Here is a 20,569-nt window from a genome sequence, read left to right on the forward strand (position 1 = left end):
GCCGCGCCGATACTGTGTGACCTTCCTTTCCAGGTGCCGACAGGTTCCGCGTCAGGATTGGGCAACCTGTGCGCGAAAGAAGGCGACCTCCTCGACGTCCGGATCGGCGACGTGCACGCAACACAGCCCTCGCTCGGCTACGACGAGGTGTACTACAAGCTCGGTCGATACACGCTGGGCAAGGACGAAATCAACAAGAAGTTCGACGACTGGTGCGAGGCCAACGGCCAAGTCGAAGCTTCATCGGCGACGATGGAGTCTCGTCTGGACGACCCTTCGTCGTTCACGTGCGCCGCCCCGGTCGGACAAGAAACTGCGGACAGCATCGAACCGATGAAGACAGTCGTGATCGGGCCCGGCGGGACGTTGTACCTGACCGACGGCCACCACACGTTGACGTCGTTCTACGAGACACCAGACGGCGGTCCGAATCTGCACGTGCGGCTGCGCGTGCTCGGCAACCTCAGCGGACTGAGCTACCCGGACTTCTGGGCCGAGATGAAGAAGAACAAGTGGGTGTGGACTCAGGACGTAGACGGCAACGAGGTCGCCGTCGACCAGCTTCCGAGCGGGGTCGGCCTGCACAACTTCGCCGACGACAGATACCGCAGCCTCATGTACTTCGCTCGTGACATCGGCTTCACCGCCGGCACCATCCCGTTCCAGGAGTTCTACTGGGGAGCGTGGCTGCGCGACAGCGCCGGCATCGACCTGAGCGCTTGGAATGCCAACGATGCCTCCAGCTACCTCTCCACTGTCGACACGGTCGCGCATGCCCAGGTCGCGTTACCGAAAGATATGGTAGTCAACAACGGCCGTACGGCAGCCGAACTTGGTGCTCTCGAAGCTTGGAACGACGGAAAAGCCCGTGACAAGGGTGAATTCGGCAAGCTATCCAAGCCCTACTCGGACGAGAAGCCGGGGAAGATCGCGTATGCGATGCAGTACAAGAACGCACTGTGAAGTCAGTCAGGTTCGACGCTACCCAGACTGTCAGCGCCAGAACGCCGTAGAGTCCGCCGCTCAGACATACGGCAGTCCAGCCGAACTCGACGAACAGTGAACTGGCTCCGAATGCGCCGAGCGCACTACCGAGCGAGTAGAAGACCATGTAGCTTCCGATGATGCTGCCGGCGGAGTCGGGAGAATGCTGAACGATCATGTGTTGGCTCGTCACATGAACGGCCTGTACGGCGAAATCGAGCAGGACAACGCCGGCCGCGAGCACGATCAACGAACGTGGTGCCTGCGCGATGGCGACCCACGACAAACCGAGGAGAGTCAAACCGACTGCCGTGACACTTCGGTCGTGACCGCAGTCGGCCCACAGCCCGGCGCGCTTCGCGCCGACAGCACCGACCAAGCCAGCGATACCGAAGGCCCCTATCTGTGTTACCGAGAGATTCCACGGATCACCGCTCAAGGGCAAAGCCATTCCACTCCATAGTGTTCCGAAGGACGCGAACAAGAAGAACGCCATGAGCGCACGAATCCGAAACACTCGATTCGTCGTCGTCATCGTGAAGAGGGAGCCGACTGCTCGTCGATACGTTCCTCGTACACCCGGGATCGGCGGCAGACGACGTGCGAGAATTGCAGCAAGTACCAGTGACAGCGCGGCCGAGCTTGTGTAGACCGAGCGCCATCCAGCGGCGTCGGCGATCAGCCCTGACGCCGTTCTAGCGAGAATGATGCCGACGACGACACCGCTGGTCACGGTCCCTATGGTCCGCCCACGATGGTGAGGGTCGGTGAGAATGGCGGCCGACGCGACGAGCACTTGGACGACGACGGAAAACAACCCTGTGAGCCCCATTCCGATCAGCAGCATCACTGTGTCGGTGGACGACGCTACGAGTAGAAGGCAGAGTGCGGCGCCGACGATCTGCACGACGATCAGGCGACGTCGGTCGACGAGATCACTGAGCGGTACCAGCAGAACGAGCCCAATCAGGTAACCGAGTTGGGCTGCGCCGACGACCAGGCCGAGCGTTGCGCGCCGCATCGAAAACGAGGATCCGATGAGTGCGAGTAGAGGTTGCGCGTAGTAGATGTTGGCGACCGAGACACCACACAGCGTCGCGAGCAGGATGGTTGTGGTCCGATCGATACCGCGATCCGTGTTCATGCGCCTCCGTCAATTATGGTTGCAAATTAAAACCAAATTGAAGGTACGGCATGATGGTTTTTGAATGCAACCGATTGGAGTGTCTGTGATCGACGCGAAGACGTGGACCGACCCCCACTGCCCGGTCGCACGGGCTGTGGACATCGTCGGCGACAAGTGGTCGTTGCTGATCGTGCGAGACGCATTCGACGGCGCCCGTCGCTTCACTCAGTTTCAGCGCAACTTGGGGATCGCGAAGAACATCCTCGCCGACCGGCTGCGCGCTCTCGTCGACGACGGAATCCTCGAATGTGTACCCAACGCCAACGGCACCAGGACTGAGTATGTCCTCACTGGCCGAGGGGCGGATTTGTTCACCGTCGTTCTCGGACTTCGGCAGTGGGGCGAGCGTCACGCATTCGGCGAGGGCGAGAAGCACTCGATCTTGACCGATTCTGTAGACCAGCGCGTACCGACACTCAGGGTTCTGGACGGCGATGGACGTGAACTCATCAGCTCGGACACCCACGTCGTGCGTGACCTGGGTGCACTCGAGTCCGGGTCGGATGGCCGGATGTGACCTCCTGACCGAACTTCGGTGGCACTCAGGACCAATCGTCAGGCACGGACGAGCAGGCCCGGCGACGCGAGCCAGGTTCGCCGAACGACCCCGCGGACGCCGAGTTTGTCGTACGCCGTGACGGCATTCTTGTGGTGCAGCCGAGCCACATCGACCGTGAACTCCTCGTCGGGTGCGAAGACCACCAGATCTGCGACGGCACTGACAGCGATCCGGCCGCGGTCGGTCAAGCCGACCTGATCGGCAGTGTTCGTCGCCATCCATCGCACGACATCGGCGAGGTCGAACCCGCGCCGTGACGCTTCGGTCCAGACCGCAGCCAACGAGACCTGTACGTGCGTGTCGACGAGTCCGGGGATCAGCACCTCGTCCGAGCCGAGCTCGACGACCTCGCCGGCTACGGCTGAGGTGTCGAAAGAACCCAGATGAACAACCGGCGCGGGGGGGAGTGCGTTGCCGCTCTTCACATCCGATGGTCCGATTCATCACGACGGTGTGGCGTCGTCAGTTGCCGTGAGCGCGTAGTTACGGCCCGCGGTAACTCTCCGCTCACGACCTTCCGTTGCGTGGTTGGTGGGTTAGTTACTCTTCCGTGACCATACGGCTCCGAATCTCGTTGTACATCGACACCCGATTGCGGCCTGGGGCCGTACTCACCTCTCCAAAGCAGCGTAAAATGTGATCCACATCACATCGACATTGGAGGCATTTGATGGCGGCGGAGGCGGGTGACCTCGACGAAGTCAAACTTGAGCAAGTCCTCGGACAGCTGGTCGTCGACATGGGCGCAGCCATGAATGGTGCGCTGGTTCTGATTGGGGTCGACCTGGGGCTGTGGCGAGCGCTGGACGACGCCGGACCTATGGACAGTAGTGCTCTGGCGGAAGCGACCGGTATCCGCGAGCGGTACATTCGCGAGTGGCTGGCCGCGCAGGCCGCCAGTGGCTACCTGACCTACGACGCGCACGAAGAAACGTTCACGCTGCCTCCTGAACAGGCAATGGCGTTCGCCCGCGACGACAGTCCGGTGTACATGGCGGGCGGGTACCACCTGATCGGTTCGGTATTCAAGGACCTACCGAAGATCACCGAAAGGATTGGCAAGGGCGAGGGATTCGGTTGGCACGAACACGACCGTGAGCTCTTCTCTGGTACCGAACAGTTCTTCCGACCGGGGTACCGCGCGAATCTCGTCGAATCATGGTTGCCAGCGCTCGACGGGGTGGTCGACAAGCTTTCCGCCGGAGCCACGGTCGCCGATGTTGGCTGCGGACACGGCGTGTCCACCACACTCATTGCGCAGGCATTCCCGAACTCGAGGGTGCATGGATTTGACTACCACGACGCGTCGATCGAGCGGGCCCGCGAGTTGGCGACGGAGCAGGGTGCTGAAAACAACACGGACTTTTCCGTCGCCTCGGCGTCGGACTACCCAGGGAGCGGATACGACCTGATCTGCTACTTCGACTGCCTGCACGATATGGGTGACCCGGTCGGTGCGCTACGCCATGCGCGCGAAACGCTGTCAGACGACGGCAGTGTCATGCTCGTCGAGCCCTTTGCGAACGACAGTCTTGCCGAGAACCTCAACCCGGTCGGTCGGATGTACTACGCGGCATCGACAGTGCTGTGCACTCCGTCCTCACTCGACCAGCCCGTCGCTCTTGGGCTCGGCGCACAGGCGGGCGAGCAGCGACTCGGCGAGGTGGCCGCGGCCGCAGGATTCAGCTCCTTCAGGCGGGTGTCCGAAACCCCGTTCAACCTTGTCTTGGAGGCGCGGCACTGACCCGGCACGATTCGAATGGAAAGTCGAATGCGCCAATGTTGGACACCAGTACCGATCTACCGAAGGACGCACCCGAGGAGATACGAGTCAGGGCAGCTGCCGGGCCGCGGGAGCCCCAATTCGATCCCACGCTCGGAACGGATATCTCAGCAGATTGGCAAGGCACGCCGCCGCATCGATTGGTCGTGATCGGAGACTCCCTCTCCCACGGCTTCCAAAGTGGCGCCATCTTCAACACCGATATCTCCTACCCCGCGATCATCGCTCACGAACTCAGCTGGCTCAATGACTTCCGCTTCCCTCGCTACGCGGGTCCGGGAGGCCTTCCGCTGAACATCGAACTCCTCCTGCGCACACTCGAGGAACGCTTCGGCCCCGAAAACAACGTCTGGGAGATTCCACTGGCGCTGTTTGCCGCACGCTCCTTTATGGATGACGTCGAGGACTACTGGGAACGCGGACCCGGCAAGGAAGCGCCCGCACTCTCGGCGTACTGCCACAACCTGTCGGTCTACGGCTGGAACCTGCGCGACGCGTTGAGCAAGACGGCCGCCAGCTGTGAAAAGGCAATCAAAGCTCCGAACGACGACATCTTCGACCAGGTCGTACAGAACAACAGCGACCGCGCAGCGCTACGGGTCTACCCACATTGGGCACCCGAACAAAAGAGGATGACGCTATTTCACACCGCGAAGGCACTCGGTGAGGAACACAACGACGACACCGACTGCGGCATCGAAACCTTGGTGGTGTTCCTCGGCGCCAACAACGCGCTGAAGACGGTCACCGAACTGCGCGTCACGTGGAGCGATGAGAACTTCCGTGACCCCAAGAGGAGTGGCGCATACACCATCTGGCAGCCGGAGCACTTCGCCGCAGAGTTCACCGAAGTCGTCACCGCGGTGAAGGCGATCAAGGCGCGCCACGTGATTTGGTGCACCGTTCCCCATGTGACCATCGCCCCCATCGCACGCGGGCTCGGAAGCAAGGTGATGCCGGGATCACGGTACTATCCGTATTACGCCCGTCCGTGGTTGCGAAACGAAACCTTCAATGCTAAGCAGGACAAACACATCACCGCTGTGCAGGCACGTGCAGTGGACTATGCGATCGACATGTACAACGACACGATCGAGGCGGCAGTCCGGGCTGCGCGGGACGGCGCGGACGGTGTCGAACGGGATTGGTACCTCGTCGACATCGCTGGTCTGTTGGATCGAATCGCCTCCCGCCGTTACATCGAGGATCCCGCCGCGCGCCCGGATTGGTGGACCCCGTATCCCTTACCTGCTCCGCTGTCGGCCCTTGATCCGCCCCCCGATTCGCGTTGGCTGACCTCCGACGGTCGCGGAGGCAGGGCCAGCGGCGGACTGTTCTCGTTGGACGGCGTGCACCCGACGACAGTCGGCTACGGACTGATCGCCCAGGAAATGATCAACGTCATGCGGTTGGCCAAGGTGAAGTTCTACCACCCCAGCGGCGCCGAGCGAACAGATACGGTCACCGTCGACTTCGACCGACTCCTTCGTCGCGACACCCTGGTCCGCAATCCGCCCCAAAACATCAACTCCACCCTCGACATCATTGCGTGGGCCGACGAAGCACTCGATTTGATCCGACGCACGCTTGGGAAGCCATGATGAATCAGATCGAGCCCTCGATCATCGAAACCTGTGACGGCGTGCAGTTACGCACGGCGGTAACTACCCACGCACGAGCAATGACGCGCCGGCCAGCCAGGTTCGTCGAACTAACCCGCGCAGACCGAGCTGGTCGTAGGCCGTCACGGCGTTTTTGTGGTGCAGCCGAGCCACATCGACCGTGAACTGCTCGTCGGGTGCGAAGACCACCAGATCTGCGACGGCACTGACAGCGATCCGGCCGCGGTCGGTCAAGCCGACCTGATCGGCAGTGTTCGTCGCCATCCATCGCACGACATCGGCGAGGTCGAACCCGCGCCGTGACGCTTCGGTCCAGACCGCTGGCAACGAGACCTGCAGCGATGCGATTCCGCCCCACGCGTCGCCGAAGTCGCCCGTGTCGAGCCGCTTGAGATCGACGGTGGAGGGGGAGTGGTCGGTGACGACGGTGTCGATGATGCCGTCGGAGAGCCCCTGCCACAGCAACTCTCGGTTTCCGGCCTCGCGGATCGGCGGGCAGCACTTGAACTGCGTTGCACCCGCGGGGATGTCCTCGGCATCGAAGCAGAGGTAGTGCGGGCACGTCTCGGCGGTGACTCGGACACCTGCCCGTCGGGCTGTGGCGATCATGGGAAGTGCATCCGAACTCGACAGATGCAGAATGTGTACCCGGCAACCTGTGCGCCGGGACAACTCGATCACCCGGGAGATCGCCACATTCTCCGCGGCACACGGACGGGATTCGAGGAACCCCGCGTAAGCGGTCCCCACGGGCTGCGGCGCGGAGGAGATCACGTCCGCATCCTCGGCGTGGACGATCATCAACCCGTCGAACGACGCGATTTCGATCAGTGCCTTCTCGAGTTCCGGTAAAGACAGCGGCGGGAACTCGTCGACACCGGAGTGCAGCAGAAAGCACTTGAACCCGAACACACCTGCATCGTGCAGTGGACGGAGCTGATCGAGATTTCCGGGTACTGCTCCGCCCCAGAATCCGACGTTCACAACGGACTGATCAGTCGCGACGCGACGCTTGATCTCGAGTGCGTCGACATCGACGGTCGGCGGAATGCTGTTCAGTGGCATGTCGATGATGGTCGTGATCCCGCCGGCCTCCGCGGCCCGGGTTGCGCTGGCGAAGCCCTCCCATTCGGTGCGACCCGGTTCGTTGACGTGTACGTGCGTGTCGACGAGTCCGGGGATCAGCACCTCGTCCGAGCCGAGCTCGACGACCTCGCCGGCTACGGCTGCGGTGTCGAAAGAACCCAGATGAACAATTCGTCCAGCGCGCACGCCGACCGCAACGGCGATCTCTCGGCCGTCGACGATCGCACGCGGCGCTCTGATCAGCAGATCGAGAGTATCGCTCATTGCTTTCCGCTCGCGACCAACTGCGAGGCCGACGCCTGCCATGCCTGGTCGACGGTGTCGCGCGCGTCGCCATCGAGCTCTCCGAACAGACGCAGCCGGGAGAGGCCGCCGTCGGGATAGACGTCGAGTCGCAGATGGGTATAGGCGTCGGCGCGATCGATCAGGAAGCGATGACGAGTATCCGGCTGCACCGCTGTGCGGGGGAGAATCTCGGTCCAGGCAGTGTGGTCGGCCTTGTGGCGGCGACGAGAGTCGATGGCGCTGAGCCGAATCCACCCCGGAGCATTGCCCACGTAGTAGCTTGTGTCGACTTCGACGTGCCGCGGCACTCCGGGAGCTGCGAGCTGAAAGATCGCGAAATCGTTTCCGCCGTTGCGTCGTCGAGAGTTCTCCCACCCTTCGCCCATGTTGCGCGCGCGGCCGGGAAGGATGATGTTCGCGGGGGAGGAATAGAAGGCGTCGGAGCACTCGATGAGTCGTCCACCGTTCTCGGCCGCCAGTAGATCGACTGTGCCGGAGAGGAATCGCGGATCCTGAACGACCTGGCCGTGTACTCGGAACCGGGCCACCCCGCCGTCGGGATAGATCGACAACCGGACGTGTGTCCAGCGGTGTCGGTCCTCCACCGAAAAGCGATTGGCGGTGTGGCCCTCGGCCGGCGCTTTGGCGACGATGGTCTGCCAATCGGCTTTCAGCACCTCCTCGATCGACGGATAGCCCTCGACGAACGCAGCTTCCACCGACACGAACGGCGGGTAGTTGCCCTTGAAATAGGCAGTGTCGACGACGACTCCGTGCACGATCCCAGGCGCGCCGAGGCGGACGATTGCCCAGTCGTGGCCGCCCTCGTCTCGCCGCCTGCGTGTTTCCCACCCGTCGTACACCTTGCCCTTGTGTCCGAATTCGTTGGGGTCGAAGAAGGGCGCCTCGGGTCTGATCAGGTTCTCGCGTTGCGCGAACAGCTCGTCGTTGGCTGCGGAGACACTGCCGCCGAGCGCGCGCGACGCGAGGTCCGTCAGCAGGGTGAAGTCGGTGGTACTCATGAAACTCCCTCGGATGTATGGATGGTGGTTCTGACGACAGGGGACAGGGCGATGAATTCCCCGATACGACGCAGCAGATCGGCGGCGTCACGCATGGACGTGGCGGTGTCGGGTTCGAGATCGCTCAACGTGTAGGAATCGACGACGCCGTACTCGCGCAACGTGTCGGTTCCGACGGTTCGGCGTCCTGACACCGCGACGACCGGGACACCGGCGCTGCGCGCTGCCAGGGCCACTCCGATCGGGGCCTTGCCATGCAGCGATTGTTCGTCCAACGAGCCTTCCCCCGTCACGACGAGATCTGCCGATGCCAGGCGACGGTGGAACTCGATCAGATCGAGGACGGTCCCGATGCCTGGTCGGACGTCGGCTCCCAACACGGCAAGCGCACCGAACCCGGTGCCGCCGCCGGCGCCTGCTCCGGCCACACCGCTGAGATCCCGGCCGATCGCCGATCGCACGACATGCGCCCACTGCTTCATCGCATGATCGAGATGGAGCAGATCCTGTGGCCCTGCGCCTTTTTGCGGCCCGTACACAGCACTCGCGCCGGTGGGGCCCAACAGTGGATTGTCGACGTCGCACGCGAGTTGGATTCGAGCACGTCGAAGTGCCGGATGCAGCCCCGACGCGTCGAGCCGCGTGGCGCCACGTAGCGCACCCCCTCCTCGTACGACATCGTTGCCGTCGGCGCCCTGGATCCGAGCTCCCAACGCCTGAAGCATCCCGGCGCCGCCGTCGGTGGACGCACTCCCACCGAGGCCGAGGACGATGTGATCGGCTCCGGCGCTCAACGCGTGGGCCATCACGGTTCCGAGCCCGAACGTGCTTGCACCGAGCGGATCGAGAGAGTCCACGAGCTCGAGACCGACGGCTGAGGCCAGTTCGACGACCGCAGAGGTACCTCGACGTGCATACGACGTCTCCACCGGCAGCCCCGTCGGACCGTGGCAGGACACCTCCACCGGTTCCCATCCGGCGGAGACCGCGGCGGCGACGGTACCGTCGCCGCCGTCCGCGACAGGAAGAGACACGATGCCCAGAGACGGGTCCGCGGACAGCATGCCGTCTCGGAGGGCATCGGCCACCTGCAGCGCCGTGAGCGATCCTTTGAACTTGTCCGGTGCAAGCAGAACTCGTGTCATCTCTAGTCCAACAACAGCAGGGCAGTAGGTGCGTCGGCCGACGTTGCTGCCAGTTCCTCGAACTCGCCGACGTTGTCGATCTCGGTTCCCATCGAGATGTTCGTGACACGTTCGAGGACGACCTCGACGATGACCGGCACCTTGTGCTCTGACGCCAACGTGCGAGCTCGCACGAGCGCCTCGCTGATCAGTTCGGGCTCGGTGACGCGAAGTGCCTTGCAGCCCAACCCTTCCGCGACCCGGACGTGGTCGACGCCGTACCCCTTGGGGATTCCGGGCTGCGTGTCCTGTGATTCCTGTGTGTTGATGTTGTCGAAACCGAGCTGCACGCAGAAGTCCATGTCGAACGCGCGCTGGGCCTGACGGATGAGTCCCAGGTACGAATTGTTCACGACCACATGCACGTACGGAAGATTGAACTGCGCGCCGACGGCGAGTTCCTCGATCATGAACTGGAAGTCGTAGTCGCCTGAGAGGGCAACGACATCCGCGGACGGGTCGGCCGCGACGGCGCCGAGCGCAGCGGGAATGGTCCACCCCAACGGGCCGGCCTGACCGCAGTTGATCCAGTTTCGCGGAGAGAACACGTGCAGGAACTGTCCACCAGCGATCTGCGAGAGTCCGATGGTGCTGATGTATCGAGTGTCGCGACCGAAGACCTTGTTCATCTCCTCGTAGACCCGCTGCGGTTTGATGGGGACGTTGTCGAAGTGCGTGCGCCGGTGCATCGTGCGCTTGCGGGTGGCGCATTCGTCGACCCAGCCGGTGAGGTTGCGTAGTGTGCCGGCTGCAGCGCGTTCCTTGGCGACGGCGATGAATTGCTCCAGCGCAGCCTTGGCGTCGGAAATGATTCCGTAGTCGGGCGCAAAGACCCGGCCGATCTGCGTCGGCTCGATGTCGACGTGAATGAACGTGCGGCCCTTGCGGTAGGTGTCGAGGCCACCGGTGTGCCGGTTGGCCCAGCGGTTGCCGATGCCCAACACGAAGTCCGACGCCAACAACGTGGCATTTCCGTATCGATGCGAGGTCTGCAGTCCGACCATGCCCGCGGCCAGACGGTGGTCGTCGGGAATGGTTCCCCAGCCCATCAGCGTCGGGATGACGGGAACGTCGAAAAGTTCGGCAAGTTCGACGAGCAACTCGGACGCGTCGGCGTTGATGATGCCGCCGCCGGCCACGATCAACGGTCGCTCGGACGCGACCAGCATGTCGATGGCCTTCTCGGCCTGTGCACGTGAACAGAGCGGCTTGTGCACGGGGAGCGACTGGTATGTGTCGGGATCGAACTCGATCTCGGCAAGCTGCACGTCGATGGGCAGATCGATGAGAACCGGGCCGGGGCGTCCCGAACGCATGAGGTGAAATGCTTGGGCGAAGGCACCAGGGACCTGGGCGGGTTCGAGAACGGTCATCGCCATTTTCGTGACTGGCGCGGCGATGGCGGCGATGTCGACGGCCTGGAAGTCCTCCTTGTGCAGGCGGGCGACGGGGGCCTGGCCGGTGATGGCAAGGATCGGAATCGAGTCCGCCATCGCCGAATACAAACCGGTGACCATATCGGTTCCGGCGGGGCCGGAGGTTCCGATACAGATACCGATGTTGCCTGCGGCCGCGCGGGTGAATCCCTCGGCCATGTGCGAGGCGCCCTCGACGTGGCGGGCGAGGACGTGCCGGATGCCGCCGTGATCACGCATCGCGGAGTAGAAGGGGTTGATGGCGGCGCCGGGCAGTCCGAACGCCGTCGTGGCGCCTTCCAATTCGAGTATTTTGACGGCGGCGTCTGCCGCGCGCATCTTCGCCATGTCAGTTCTCCTTGCCGGAAAGGCGTGCGACCCCGCGGTACAGAGCCGAATGATCTAGTGAGCCATCACCGTTCGCGCGGGCCGAGGCCATCAGCTGAGCGAGGACTGCGCCCATCGGGATGACCACGCCGGCTTCGCGTGCAGCAGATGTGACTATGCCGAGGTCCTTGTGATGCAGGTCGATTCGGAAGCCGGGGTCGAAGTTCCGGTCGAGGATCTTCTGCGCCTTCTGGTTCAGCACAGCCGATCCGGCGAGACCGCCGCCGAGCACCTCGACCGATGCGGCCAGGTCGACTCCGTACGCTTCGAGGAACGCAATGGCCTCCGCGAGGACCTGAATGTTGCCGGCGACGATGAGCTGGTTGGCTGCTTTGACCGTCTGCCCTGATCCGTTGGGGCCGACGTGCACGACGGTCTTGCCGACGACGTCGAGTATCGGCTTGGCCGAGGCGAAGTCCTCGGGGCTGCCGCCGACCATGATGGACAGGGCGGCGTTCTCGGCGCCTGCCTGACCACCCGAGACGGGTGCGTCGATCAGACGGAAACCGCGGGTCGCGGCTTCTTCGGCGAGGGTGGCCGTCACATCGGGACGAATGCTCGAGAAGTCGATGACGAGAGCGTCGCGTCGTGCATTCTCGAACACGCCGTCCTTCCCGGTGAGGACGTCCTGCACGTCGGGGGAGTCGGGAACCATGATCGCGACGACGTCGGCGTCAGCGACTGCTTTGGCGATCGAGTCGGCAGCGACACCGCCGGCGTCGACGAGCGGCCCGGTGCGATCGGGTGTGAGGTTGTAGCCGACGACCTGGTGGCCGGCGTTGGCGAGGTGCACGGACATGGGACTGCCCATGATTCCTAGACCGATGAATGCGATGGTGCTCATGAGTGTCCTTTACGTCGTGGTGGTGCGGGCGAGCCCCGGAGTGGCGCCTGCGGAACGATCTGACTGGATCCAGGAGAACGTGTCCGGGCGGGTGGCTTTGTATTCGAGTCCGATGTAGCCGTCGTAGCCGTTGTCTGCGAGTTGCTTCAGATGCGAGTCGAGATCGAGGTTTCCGGTTCCCGGTTCTCCGCGGCCGGGGGAGTCGGCAATCTGTACGTGCCCGATCAGATCGCGATATTCGTCGAGAACTGCCTTGACGTCGTCCCCGTTGACGTCCAAGTGGTACAGATCGGCGAGCAACCGAAGATTGTGTACGTCGTGTTCGCGTGCGACACGACGGATGGTCGCGACAGCTCCGGCGGCATGCTTCAACGGGTACCGAGGAGCGCCGCTGACGGGCTCGATCAGTACGACAGCACCGATGCGGGCCGTGGCAGTTCCTGCCGCTGCAAGGTTCTCGATGGCGACCCGGTCCTGCTCGATCGGGTCTATCTCGTCGATTCGATTGCCGTACAGGGCATTGAACGCTTTGGTGCCCAATGCTCCTCCGATTCCGACGACGACATCGATGTTGTCGCGGAACACCTGGACCTGGGCAGGATCGGACAAGATGCCTCGGTCACCCGCAGGCATGTTGCCGGCGGCGAAGTTCAGTCCGGTGAGTTGGACCCCTGCGTCGCGGACGGCGGCGATGAACGTCGCGACGTCGCTATCGGCCGGCACGGGGGAGTCGAACGGCCACCAGAACTCGACGGCGTCGAAACCTGCGTCCTTGGCGAGTTGCGGTCGCTCCAGGAGCGGGATATCGGTGAACAGAATGGAGCAGTTGACGGTGTACGAATTGTGCTGCATACAAGTTCCTTTCGGATCTATGGTGTCGGAAGCCCGCGGTAGCGACGCCAACTCCCCGTGTGGGTGATGTCGGTGAGTTCGTCGGGCTGCGCCGCCAGGACACCCGGCCTCAGGCCGACACCGAGTACCGAGCGGCCGTCGTCGAGGGCAACGACGGTGAGTTCGAGCTCCGGTGGTTCGTCCGGCAGGAACGCGGTCCGGATGTCGTCCAGGGGGATGTCGTAGAGCTCACCTTCGATGGCCGCGCCCGCCGTGTGGTCGAGCAGCAGCGCGGGAAACTCGTCGCGTACCGAATAGAAGCGGTAGCTGGGCGTGGTGCGGACAGTGCCGACGAACGGGTGGGAGGACACGTTGTGGTGAAGACTCCCTCCGCGCATCGCTCCGCCGTTGCAGAACAGCTCGGTCATGTAGATGACTCCTCTCGGATGGACGATCGCGGTGTGAAAGTCCGTATTGTGGAATAATAATTCCACGAATGAACCAAGTGTGACGTGACACACTCGATCCTGTCAACCTCTGGGTCGCCGATCAAGATCAATTCCACGATGCGAAATCTGTTGTGTATGAACCAGAATGGCGAAATGCTGACTGTCTGCCGATTGCCTATTGACAGCACTTGTGACGGCTGTCACGCTCAAGATATGGAATTACTGTTTCGCAATACGGAATTTGAGTTCGAAGGGTGCTCAGGTCGCTTCAACGCGACGCCCGACATGGATATGCACCGCGCCCTGCAGCTCTGCCTCGACGTACCTCGCTGGATTGTTGCAATGGCCGTCGCACGTCCGTATCCGAACGACGCCGCTCTCGTGTCCGCAGTCTTCACGGCGGCCGATCCGCTCACCGAGGACGAGATAGCGTGCGCCTTGCAGGTCCACCCGAGGATCGGTGAACGCCCGGACGGGGACGACGGGTATGCCGAGCAGGCACGCGGGGAACAATCGGGTGTCGATATCACCCAGACGGACGTTCGGCGTCGCCTGAGGGACGGCAACTTCGAGTACGAACGCCGCTTCGGTCGGGTCTTTCTCATTCGGGCGGCCGGACGAGATGGTTCGGAGATCCTGGCGGCCCTCGAACAGCGGCTCGACAACGACCCCGCCACCGAGCTACGCATCGTCGAACGTGAGTTGCGCGAGATCGCCGCACTTCGACTCGTGCGAGGGCTCGCCGATGCCTGACCGCAGCCTCATCAGCACGCACGTTCTGGATGCGTCGACTGGTACACCAGCGCAGGGGATTTCGGTGACTCTCACCCGCGGGAGCGATGTGGCGTCGGGCGTGACGGACGCGCAGGGTCGGATAGCCGATCTAGGGCCCGCGTCATTGCCTCCCGGCCACTACCGTCTCATCTTCGAGACCGGCCGTTACTTTGCCGATCGAGACGTCGAAACCTTTTATCCCGCAGTGGAGATCGTGTTCGAGATTCTCGCCGAAGCCTCGCATTACCACGTTCCACTTCTTCTCAGCCCGTGTGCATTCACCACCTATCGAGGGAGCTAGACATGAGTATCGTGCTCGGAGCAAACCAGTACGGCAAAGCCGAATGCCGACTCGTACGCATCGACCGGGACACCCCGCGTCACCGAATCACCGACGTCAGTGTCACGTCGCAGCTGCGCGGCGACCTCGAAGCCGTACACACGGTCGGCGACAACAGCCACGTCGTTGCCACCGACACGCAGAAGAACACCGTCTATGCATTCGCACGCGATGGCATCGGCGCCATCGAGGACTTCGCGATGCGGCTCGGTGCACACTTCACCGGCAGTTTCGACTGGATCGACGGTGGCAGGTGGGAGATCGAGCAGTACAGCTGGTCTCGCATCCCGTCGGGCACCGACGGATACGACCACTCGTTCGTCAAAGGTAGCGACGAGAAGCGAAACACCATCGTGACCATCGACGGTGACACCACCACTGTCATCTCGGGCATCACCGATCTCGTCGTGTTGAATTCGACGGCGTCGGAGTTCTGGGGATACCCCAAGGACCGGTACACCACCCTGCAAGAGACCACGGATCGCATTCTGGCGACCTCGGTCAGTGCTCGTTGGCGGTACCTCTCGACGGACCTCGACTTCGACAAGACATTCGATGATGTCCGCGCGATCATGCTCGACGCCTTTGCGTCGACCCACTCGTTGGCTTTGCAGCAGAGCCTGTTCCAGATGGGAACCAAGGTACTCGAAGCCCATCCCGAGATCGGTGAGATCAAGTTCTCGATGCCGAACATTCATCACTTCCTCGTGGACCTGGAGCCGTTCGGACTGGACAACCCGGGGGAAGTGTTCTACGTCGCCGATCGTCCCTACGGATTGATCGAAGCCACCGTCGAACGGGACGACGTTCCGGGCGCCGGCCGCGTCTGGGACACCGTTCCCGGATTCTGCTAGGAGCGCGCGGTGAAGCTGACGACGCACGCAAGCTCGCATCATGATCCCGCCCGTCCCGAGGACGAGCGGTTGTCGATCGGAAGGTCGTACATCTATGGACTGCAACACATCCTGACGATGTACGGCGGCGTGATCGCACCACCACTGATCGTCGGTGGTGCGGCAGGCCTGACTGGAACCGAGATTGCCATCCTGGTCTCCGCAGCCCTGTTCGTCAGCGGAGCGGCGACGATGCTCCAAACTCGTCGCAGTCACCGGCATCAAGAGTCGCTACGTCGTGGCAGCGGGTGGATCCGTACTGCTGTTCCTCGGGCTCTTCCCGGTGCTGGGTCGGGTCGTGGCAGCAGTGCCACTGCCGGTGCTCGGCGGAGCGGGCATCGTCTTGTTCGGATCGGTGGCTGCCAGCGGCATCAGGACGTTGTCGAAGGTGAGCTTCGATGGGAACCTGAACCTGGTGATCGTCGCTGTCGCAATCGGATTCGGCGTGATCCCCATTGCTGTGCCGGGCTTCTACGCGGCGTTCCCCGAGTGGGTGCACGTGATCTTCGATTCCGGCATCAGCGCGGCCAATATCGTCGCGGTGTTGCTCAACATCTTCTTCAACGTCTTCACGAGGGGGCACAAGACGTCCCCGTCCGTGGTGACCGCTGCACCCCCCCGTCGCCACCAAACATCATTCGGGCTGACGGAGTGCACACTATCGTCCGGAATCGGCGAAAAGCCGTCGATTTCGGACGATAGTGTGCAGCCAGGTCCGGCCGGGCCCTCTCTCATGCCAAGGAAGACGAGGGATCTTCCGCTTGGTGGAATAGTGTGAATGGAACCCGACAGTGAGGAGGTGGCCAGTGGCAGCGAGCGGCGGCGTTCAATCGGTCGAACGGGCTTTCGAATTGCTCGACATCATGGCGTCCTCGGGCGGATCGATCGGAATCAGTGAACTCGCGGAGGCAGCCGATCTGCCCATGCCGACCGTGCACCGATTGATCGGAACACTGGTCTCCCTCGGGTACGTGCGAAGGCTTGCCACACGACGGTATGCGCTGGGAACGAAGCTGATCGGCCTCGGCGACAGCGCCACGAAACTGATCGGCGGGTGGGCGAAACCGTATCTTGCAGAATTGGTTCGGCAGACCCACGAGACGTCGAACATGGCCTTCCTCGAGGACGACATGGCCGTCTACGTAGCCCAAGTACCTTCCGAGCACGCCATGCGGATGTTCAACGAGGTGGGTCAGCGAGTGCTGCCGCACTCGACCGGCGTCGGCAAAGCTCTACTGGCGCAATTGGACGACGACGAGGTGCGCGCGCTGGTGTCGCGGACCGGAATGACGCCACGGACCGTCAACACGCTGAGCACGCTCGACACTCTCATGGCCGATCTCGAACTGGTCCGCACCCGCGGGTATGCGATCGACGACGGGGAACAGGAAATCGGCGTTCGGTGCTTCGCGGTGCCAGTGGTCGGCGCACCTACCCTGACCGCGATGTCCATTGCTGGCCCCACCGCCCGGGTGACTCTCGAATCCGCTGAACAGTTCGTACCGCTACTCCTCTCCGCTGCGGAACGGTTGTCGAAGGACCTTTCGAGCGATTTGCAGTCCAGATGATTCCTCCTCCGATCTTGACACCCGTCCGTATCAGATGGAAAGTGACACGTAGCAGTTCCCAATAACGGGGGGAACGGAATCTGGAGGTGACGGGCTGTGCCCACACGCTCGAACAAAGCAGCGCCCACGCTCTCGCACAAGGTCGTGCTCATCACCGGTGCCGCACGCGGAATCGGAGCCGAGACCGCTCGCGCGCTGGCAGCCAAGGGCAGCAAGCTTGTGCTCACCGACGTGGACGAGACGCCGCTCCGTGAATTGGGACTCGAACTCGGCGACTCCGCGTTGACCGTCGTCGCCGACGTTCGTGATCTGGCCGCCATGCAGGCCGCAGTCGACGAGGGGATCGTGAAGTTCGGGGGTATCGACCTCGTGCTGGCCAACGCTGGAATCTCCAGCTACGGCTCGGTGCTGCAGGTGGACCCCGAAACGTTTGCGCGAGTGCTCGACATCAACATTCTCGGCGTGTTCAACACGGTCCGGGCGGCACTGCCGTCGCTGATCGAACGTCAGGGCTACATCCTCGTCGTGTCCTCGCTCGCAGCCTTCGCGCCGTGCCCGGGGCTCGCGGCGTACAACGCCAGCAAAGCCGGGGTCGAGCAGTTCGCCAATGCGCTTCGTCTCGAGGTCGCGCATCAGGGTGTCGCGGTGGGATCGGCTCACATGGCCTGGATCGACACCCCGCTCGTGCGGGACGCCAAGGAAGACCTTGGAGCGTTCCGCGAAATGCTCGACGTGATGCCGGGACCGTTCGGGCAGACGATGACCGTCGACAAGTGCGTCGACGCCTTCGTCGACGGCCTCGAAGGTCGCAAACGCAAGGTGTACGTGCCCCGATGGGTGGGGTTCGCGGGCCACTTCCGGTCGTTTCTCAATTCCGCCGTCGGCGATCGCGCGCTGTTGAAGCACGTGCCACGGTTGCTTCCGAAGATGGACGCCGAGGTGGCCGCACTCGGTCGTTCCACGAGCAAGCGAAACATCGCACGGTGATCAAGCCCACTCTGACGAAAGCTGTTCGATGACAACGACATCTCCCTCGGAAACTCACGACGACGCCGAAATCGCGACGGTCGACGTCCTGATCGTCGGCGCCGGGCTGTCCGGCATCGGTGCGGCACATCACCTGCAGTCGAAACTGCCCGGCAAGACCTACGCCATTCTGGAGAGCCGCGGCGCGATCGGTGGCACATGGGATCTGTTCCGCTACCCGGGAATTCGCTCGGACTCCGACATGTACACCCTCGGATACAACTTCCGGCCGTGGATCGGTGACAAGTCGATCGCCGACGGTTCATCTATTCGGGAGTACATCGAAGACACCGCGCGCGAGGGTGGGATCGACAGCCACATCAGATTCCACCACAAGGTCATCTCCGCGGAGTGGTCCACGGCGGAGACGACGTGGACCGTCACTGCTCTGCGGTCGGACACCGGTGCCACGGTGCAATTCAAGGCATCGTTTCTCATGTGCTGCAGCGGCTACTACGACTACGACAAGGGCTTCACCCCGGACTTCGCCGGTATCGAGAACTACGGTGGGACCGTTGTTCACCCACAGCAGTGGCCCGAGGACCTCGACTACGCAGACAAGAAGGTCGTCGTGATCGGTAGCGGGGCAACGGCGATCACGCTGGCGCCCAACCTTGCTCGCGAGGCGTCGCATGTCACGCTGCTTCAGCGTTCGCCGAGCTACATCATGTCGCTGCCGTCGAAAGATCCCATCGCACTTGCTCTTCGCAAGGTTTTACCTTCTCGCGCGGCGTACAGCGTGACCCGCGTCAAGAACGCGGTCACGGCCATCGGCATGTACGTACTCTGCCAGCGTTATCCGAAGTTCATGAGGAAGCGCATTCGCAAGCTTCAGGAAGGGTGGCTCCCCGCGGGCTACGACCTGGACACGCACTTCACCCCGAAGTACAACCCGTGGGATCAGCGGTTGTGCCTGGTGCCGGACAACGACCTCTTTCGATCGATCCGACGGGACGAGGTCGAATTCGTCACCGACCACATCGACCACTTCACCGAGACCGGAATCGCCTTGAAGTCGGGGAGGCACCTCGATGCAGATGTCGTCGTCACTGCAACCGGACTCAATCTGGTCGCCTTCGGACATGTGGATCTGAAGGTCGACGGGCTCGAGGTCGAACTCACCGACACCATGGCGTACAAGGGCATGATGTTGACCGATGTCCCCAACTTCGCCTTCGTCGTCGGTTACACCAATGCATCGTGGACGCTCAAAGCCGATCTCGTCTGCGACTATGTCGTTCGACTCCTCGAACACATGGACAAGAACGGCTTCCGTGAGGTGCGACTCGAACGCGACTCGTCGGTGGGGGAGGAGCCGTTCCTCGATTTCGCGGCCGGGTACGTGCTCAGGGCTGTCGATTCGTTCCCCAAGCAGGGGTCGGTGGCACCATGGCGGCTCCGGATGAACTACTTCCGTGACTTGCCCGCGCTGCGGTTCGGGAAGCTCGTCGACGAGAACATGAGCTTGCGGTGATGACGCGTCACTGCGGCGGTACATCCGCGGTGTGAAGTAACACAGACCCGTAACCGGGCGATTGGTATTCGAATCGTTATTCGGGGAGCGGCATTTCGGTTGGATGCCCAGGCCGTGGCCTGGCAGTATTGCGTCGAAGTGTCCGCCCCGGGTAGACGCTCGGAATCGGTCGGTCTGGAAGTGGAGTGTTCATGAGGATCTCGCGCGGAGTCGTACTGGCCGCGGTGGTGACAGTGGCGGCAACGGTCGCCCTGTCCGGATGCACGTCGTCGGCGGACAGCGCAACCACTGCTGCCCCCATCGACTCGAACCCGATCGCCGAACTCCTCAAGCCCAAGCTGTCCTCCACCGTCGCCGACGGAGCCGTGGGATTCTCACCCGCCGATCCGGTGACCGTCACCGTCGCCGACGGCAAGCTGGCGAACGTGACCATGCTGAACCCAGAGGGTGTCCCGGTAGCCGGGGCAATCTCTCCGGACGGCATGAGCTGGACCAATACCGAACCGCTCGGGTACAACCGGCAGTACAGCGTGCAGGCCGACGCCTATGGTCTCGGCGGGTCGAGCAGTACCGTCAGCAGCTTCACCACGAGTCAGCCGGGCAACTTCACCAAGCCGTACGTACTGCCGTACGAAGGCGACGTCGTCGGAATCGGCCAGCCGGTTGCGGTGCAATTCGACGAGACCATCACCGACAAGATCGCGGCGCAGAATGCGATTCAGGTGACCACCACGCCGGCCGTCGAGGGCGCGTTCTACTGGGTCAACGACCGCGAGGTTCGTTGGCGCCCGCAGAACTACTGGGCGTCGGGCACGCGCGTGGACGTCGCAGTCAACGTGTACGGCCGCGATCTCGGT

The 20,569-nt window shown here is 62.8% G+C and carries 20 protein-coding genes and 2 pseudogenes; 13 read left to right on the forward strand and 9 right to left on the reverse strand.

The annotated features are described in order from the left end of the window. On the forward strand, positions 1-963 hold a 963-nt coding region (locus A2J03_RS22510; protein ID WP_068378424.1), incomplete at its 5' end, for a ParB/Srx family N-terminal domain-containing protein. Positions 964-997: 34 nt separating this feature from the next. Here A2J03_RS22510 and A2J03_RS30165 read toward each other — a convergent pair. Next, positions 998-2,128, reverse strand: a pseudogene (locus A2J03_RS30165) (MFS transporter); the annotation flags it as partial. Positions 2,129-2,213: 85 nt separating this feature from the next. On the opposite strand from A2J03_RS30165, the gene A2J03_RS22520 reads away from it, so the two are divergent. Continuing rightward, a complete protein-coding gene (locus tag A2J03_RS22520; protein WP_231912660.1) occupies positions 2,214-2,687 on the forward strand; it encodes a winged helix-turn-helix transcriptional regulator in 474 nt (157 codons plus the stop codon). Between the two features lie 38 nt (positions 2,688-2,725). On the opposite strand, the gene A2J03_RS22525 is transcribed toward A2J03_RS22520, so the two are convergent. Next, positions 2,726-3,154 carry an amidohydrolase family protein gene (locus tag A2J03_RS22525; RefSeq protein ID WP_068378430.1) on the reverse strand — a complete coding sequence of 143 codons (429 nt, stop codon included), beginning with the start codon at positions 3,152-3,154 and terminating at the stop codon, positions 2,726-2,728. 245 nt (positions 3,155-3,399) lie between these two features. On the opposite strand from A2J03_RS22525, the gene A2J03_RS22530 reads away from it, so the two are divergent. Both A2J03_RS22530 and A2J03_RS22535 read left to right on the forward strand, forming a co-directional pair. Beyond that, positions 3,400-4,473 (forward strand): class I SAM-dependent methyltransferase, encoded by a 1,074-nt coding sequence (locus A2J03_RS22530; protein WP_068378432.1) that lies wholly within the window; start codon positions 3,400-3,402, stop codon positions 4,471-4,473. A gap of 35 nt (positions 4,474-4,508) precedes the next feature. Continuing rightward, the gene (locus A2J03_RS22535) at positions 4,509-6,113 is read left to right on the forward strand and encodes a hypothetical protein (protein WP_068378434.1); all 1,605 of its coding nucleotides are present in this window, start codon (positions 4,509-4,511) and stop codon (positions 6,111-6,113) included. A gap of 63 nt (positions 6,114-6,176) precedes the next feature. On the opposite strand, the gene allB is transcribed toward A2J03_RS22535, so the two are convergent. The 7 genes from allB to A2J03_RS22570 are packed head-to-tail and all read right to left on the reverse strand — an operon-like array spanning position 6,177 to position 13,616. After that, positions 6,177-7,484, reverse strand: a complete 1,308-nt coding sequence (gene allB / locus A2J03_RS22540) for an allantoinase AllB (protein WP_068378465.1) — start codon at positions 7,482-7,484, stop codon at positions 6,177-6,179. After that, the gene (alc, locus tag A2J03_RS22545; RefSeq protein ID WP_068378436.1) at positions 7,481-8,527 is read right to left on the reverse strand and encodes an allantoicase; all 1,047 of its coding nucleotides are present in this window, start codon (positions 8,525-8,527) and stop codon (positions 7,481-7,483) included. Before alc ends, allB begins: the two co-directional genes overlap by 4 nt. Further along, positions 8,524-9,672, reverse strand: coding sequence for a glycerate kinase (locus A2J03_RS22550; RefSeq protein ID WP_068378438.1), 1,149 nt, complete (start codon positions 9,670-9,672; stop codon positions 8,524-8,526). The genes alc and A2J03_RS22550 overlap by 4 nt, the downstream gene beginning before the upstream one ends. Positions 9,673-9,674: 2 nt before the next feature. Beyond that, complete coding sequence (gcl, locus tag A2J03_RS22555) at positions 9,675-11,474, reverse strand: glyoxylate carboligase (protein ID WP_068378444.1); 1,800 nt, start codon at positions 11,472-11,474, stop codon at positions 9,675-9,677. A gap of 1 nt (position 11,475) precedes the next feature. After that, entirely contained in the window at positions 11,476-12,357 is an 882-nt protein-coding gene (locus tag A2J03_RS22560; RefSeq protein ID WP_068378447.1) for a 2-hydroxy-3-oxopropionate reductase, read from the reverse strand. Positions 12,358-12,366: 9 nt separating this feature from the next. Beyond that, the gene (locus A2J03_RS22565) at positions 12,367-13,209 is read right to left on the reverse strand and encodes a hydroxypyruvate isomerase family protein (RefSeq protein WP_068378449.1); all 843 of its coding nucleotides are present in this window, start codon (positions 13,207-13,209) and stop codon (positions 12,367-12,369) included. A 17-nt stretch (positions 13,210-13,226) separates the two neighbouring features. Beyond that, on the reverse strand, positions 13,227-13,616 hold the full coding sequence (locus A2J03_RS22570) for an allophanate hydrolase-related protein (protein ID WP_068378451.1): 390 nt from the start codon (positions 13,614-13,616) through the stop codon (positions 13,227-13,229). A 234-nt stretch (positions 13,617-13,850) separates the two neighbouring features. Here A2J03_RS22570 and uraD point away from each other — a divergent pair, with 234 nt between their 5' ends. From uraD to A2J03_RS22610, 9 genes and pseudogenes are all read left to right on the forward strand, one after another. After that, a complete protein-coding gene (uraD, locus tag A2J03_RS22575) occupies positions 13,851-14,390 on the forward strand; it encodes a 2-oxo-4-hydroxy-4-carboxy-5-ureidoimidazoline decarboxylase (protein WP_082898022.1) in 540 nt (179 codons plus the stop codon). After that, complete coding sequence (gene uraH, locus A2J03_RS22580) at positions 14,383-14,712, forward strand: hydroxyisourate hydrolase (protein ID WP_068378455.1); 330 nt, start codon at positions 14,383-14,385, stop codon at positions 14,710-14,712. The genes uraD and uraH overlap by 8 nt, the downstream gene beginning before the upstream one ends. 2 nt (positions 14,713-14,714) lie before the next feature. Then, entirely contained in the window at positions 14,715-15,605 is an 891-nt protein-coding gene (pucL, locus tag A2J03_RS22585) for a factor-independent urate hydroxylase (RefSeq protein ID WP_068378457.1), read from the forward strand. A 117-nt stretch (positions 15,606-15,722) separates the two neighbouring features. Next, positions 15,723-15,786 (forward strand): annotated as a pseudogene (locus A2J03_RS31805) (hypothetical protein); the annotation flags it as partial. A gap of 3 nt (positions 15,787-15,789) precedes the next feature. Beyond that, a complete protein-coding gene (locus tag A2J03_RS30705; protein ID WP_231912661.1) occupies positions 15,790-16,422 on the forward strand; it encodes a solute carrier family 23 protein in 633 nt (210 codons plus the stop codon). Between the two features lie 28 nt (positions 16,423-16,450). Continuing rightward, the gene (locus tag A2J03_RS22595; RefSeq protein WP_068378459.1) at positions 16,451-17,212 is read left to right on the forward strand and encodes an IclR family transcriptional regulator; all 762 of its coding nucleotides are present in this window, start codon (positions 16,451-16,453) and stop codon (positions 17,210-17,212) included. 96 nt (positions 17,213-17,308) lie between these two features. Then, on the forward strand, positions 17,309-18,199 hold the full coding sequence (locus tag A2J03_RS22600) for an SDR family oxidoreductase (RefSeq protein WP_068378461.1): 891 nt from the start codon (positions 17,309-17,311) through the stop codon (positions 18,197-18,199). A 28-nt stretch (positions 18,200-18,227) separates the two neighbouring features. Beyond that, positions 18,228-19,712, forward strand: coding sequence for a flavin-containing monooxygenase (locus tag A2J03_RS22605; RefSeq protein ID WP_068378463.1), 1,485 nt, complete (start codon positions 18,228-18,230; stop codon positions 19,710-19,712). Between the two features lie 191 nt (positions 19,713-19,903). Beyond that, a partial coding sequence (locus A2J03_RS22610; RefSeq protein ID WP_231912662.1) for an Ig-like domain-containing protein occupies positions 19,904-20,569 on the forward strand: 666 nt, incomplete at its 3' end.

The organism is Rhodococcus sp. EPR-157 (assembly GCF_001647195.1).
In the GTDB taxonomy this organism is placed as follows: domain Bacteria; phylum Actinomycetota; class Actinomycetes; order Mycobacteriales; family Mycobacteriaceae; genus Rhodococcoides.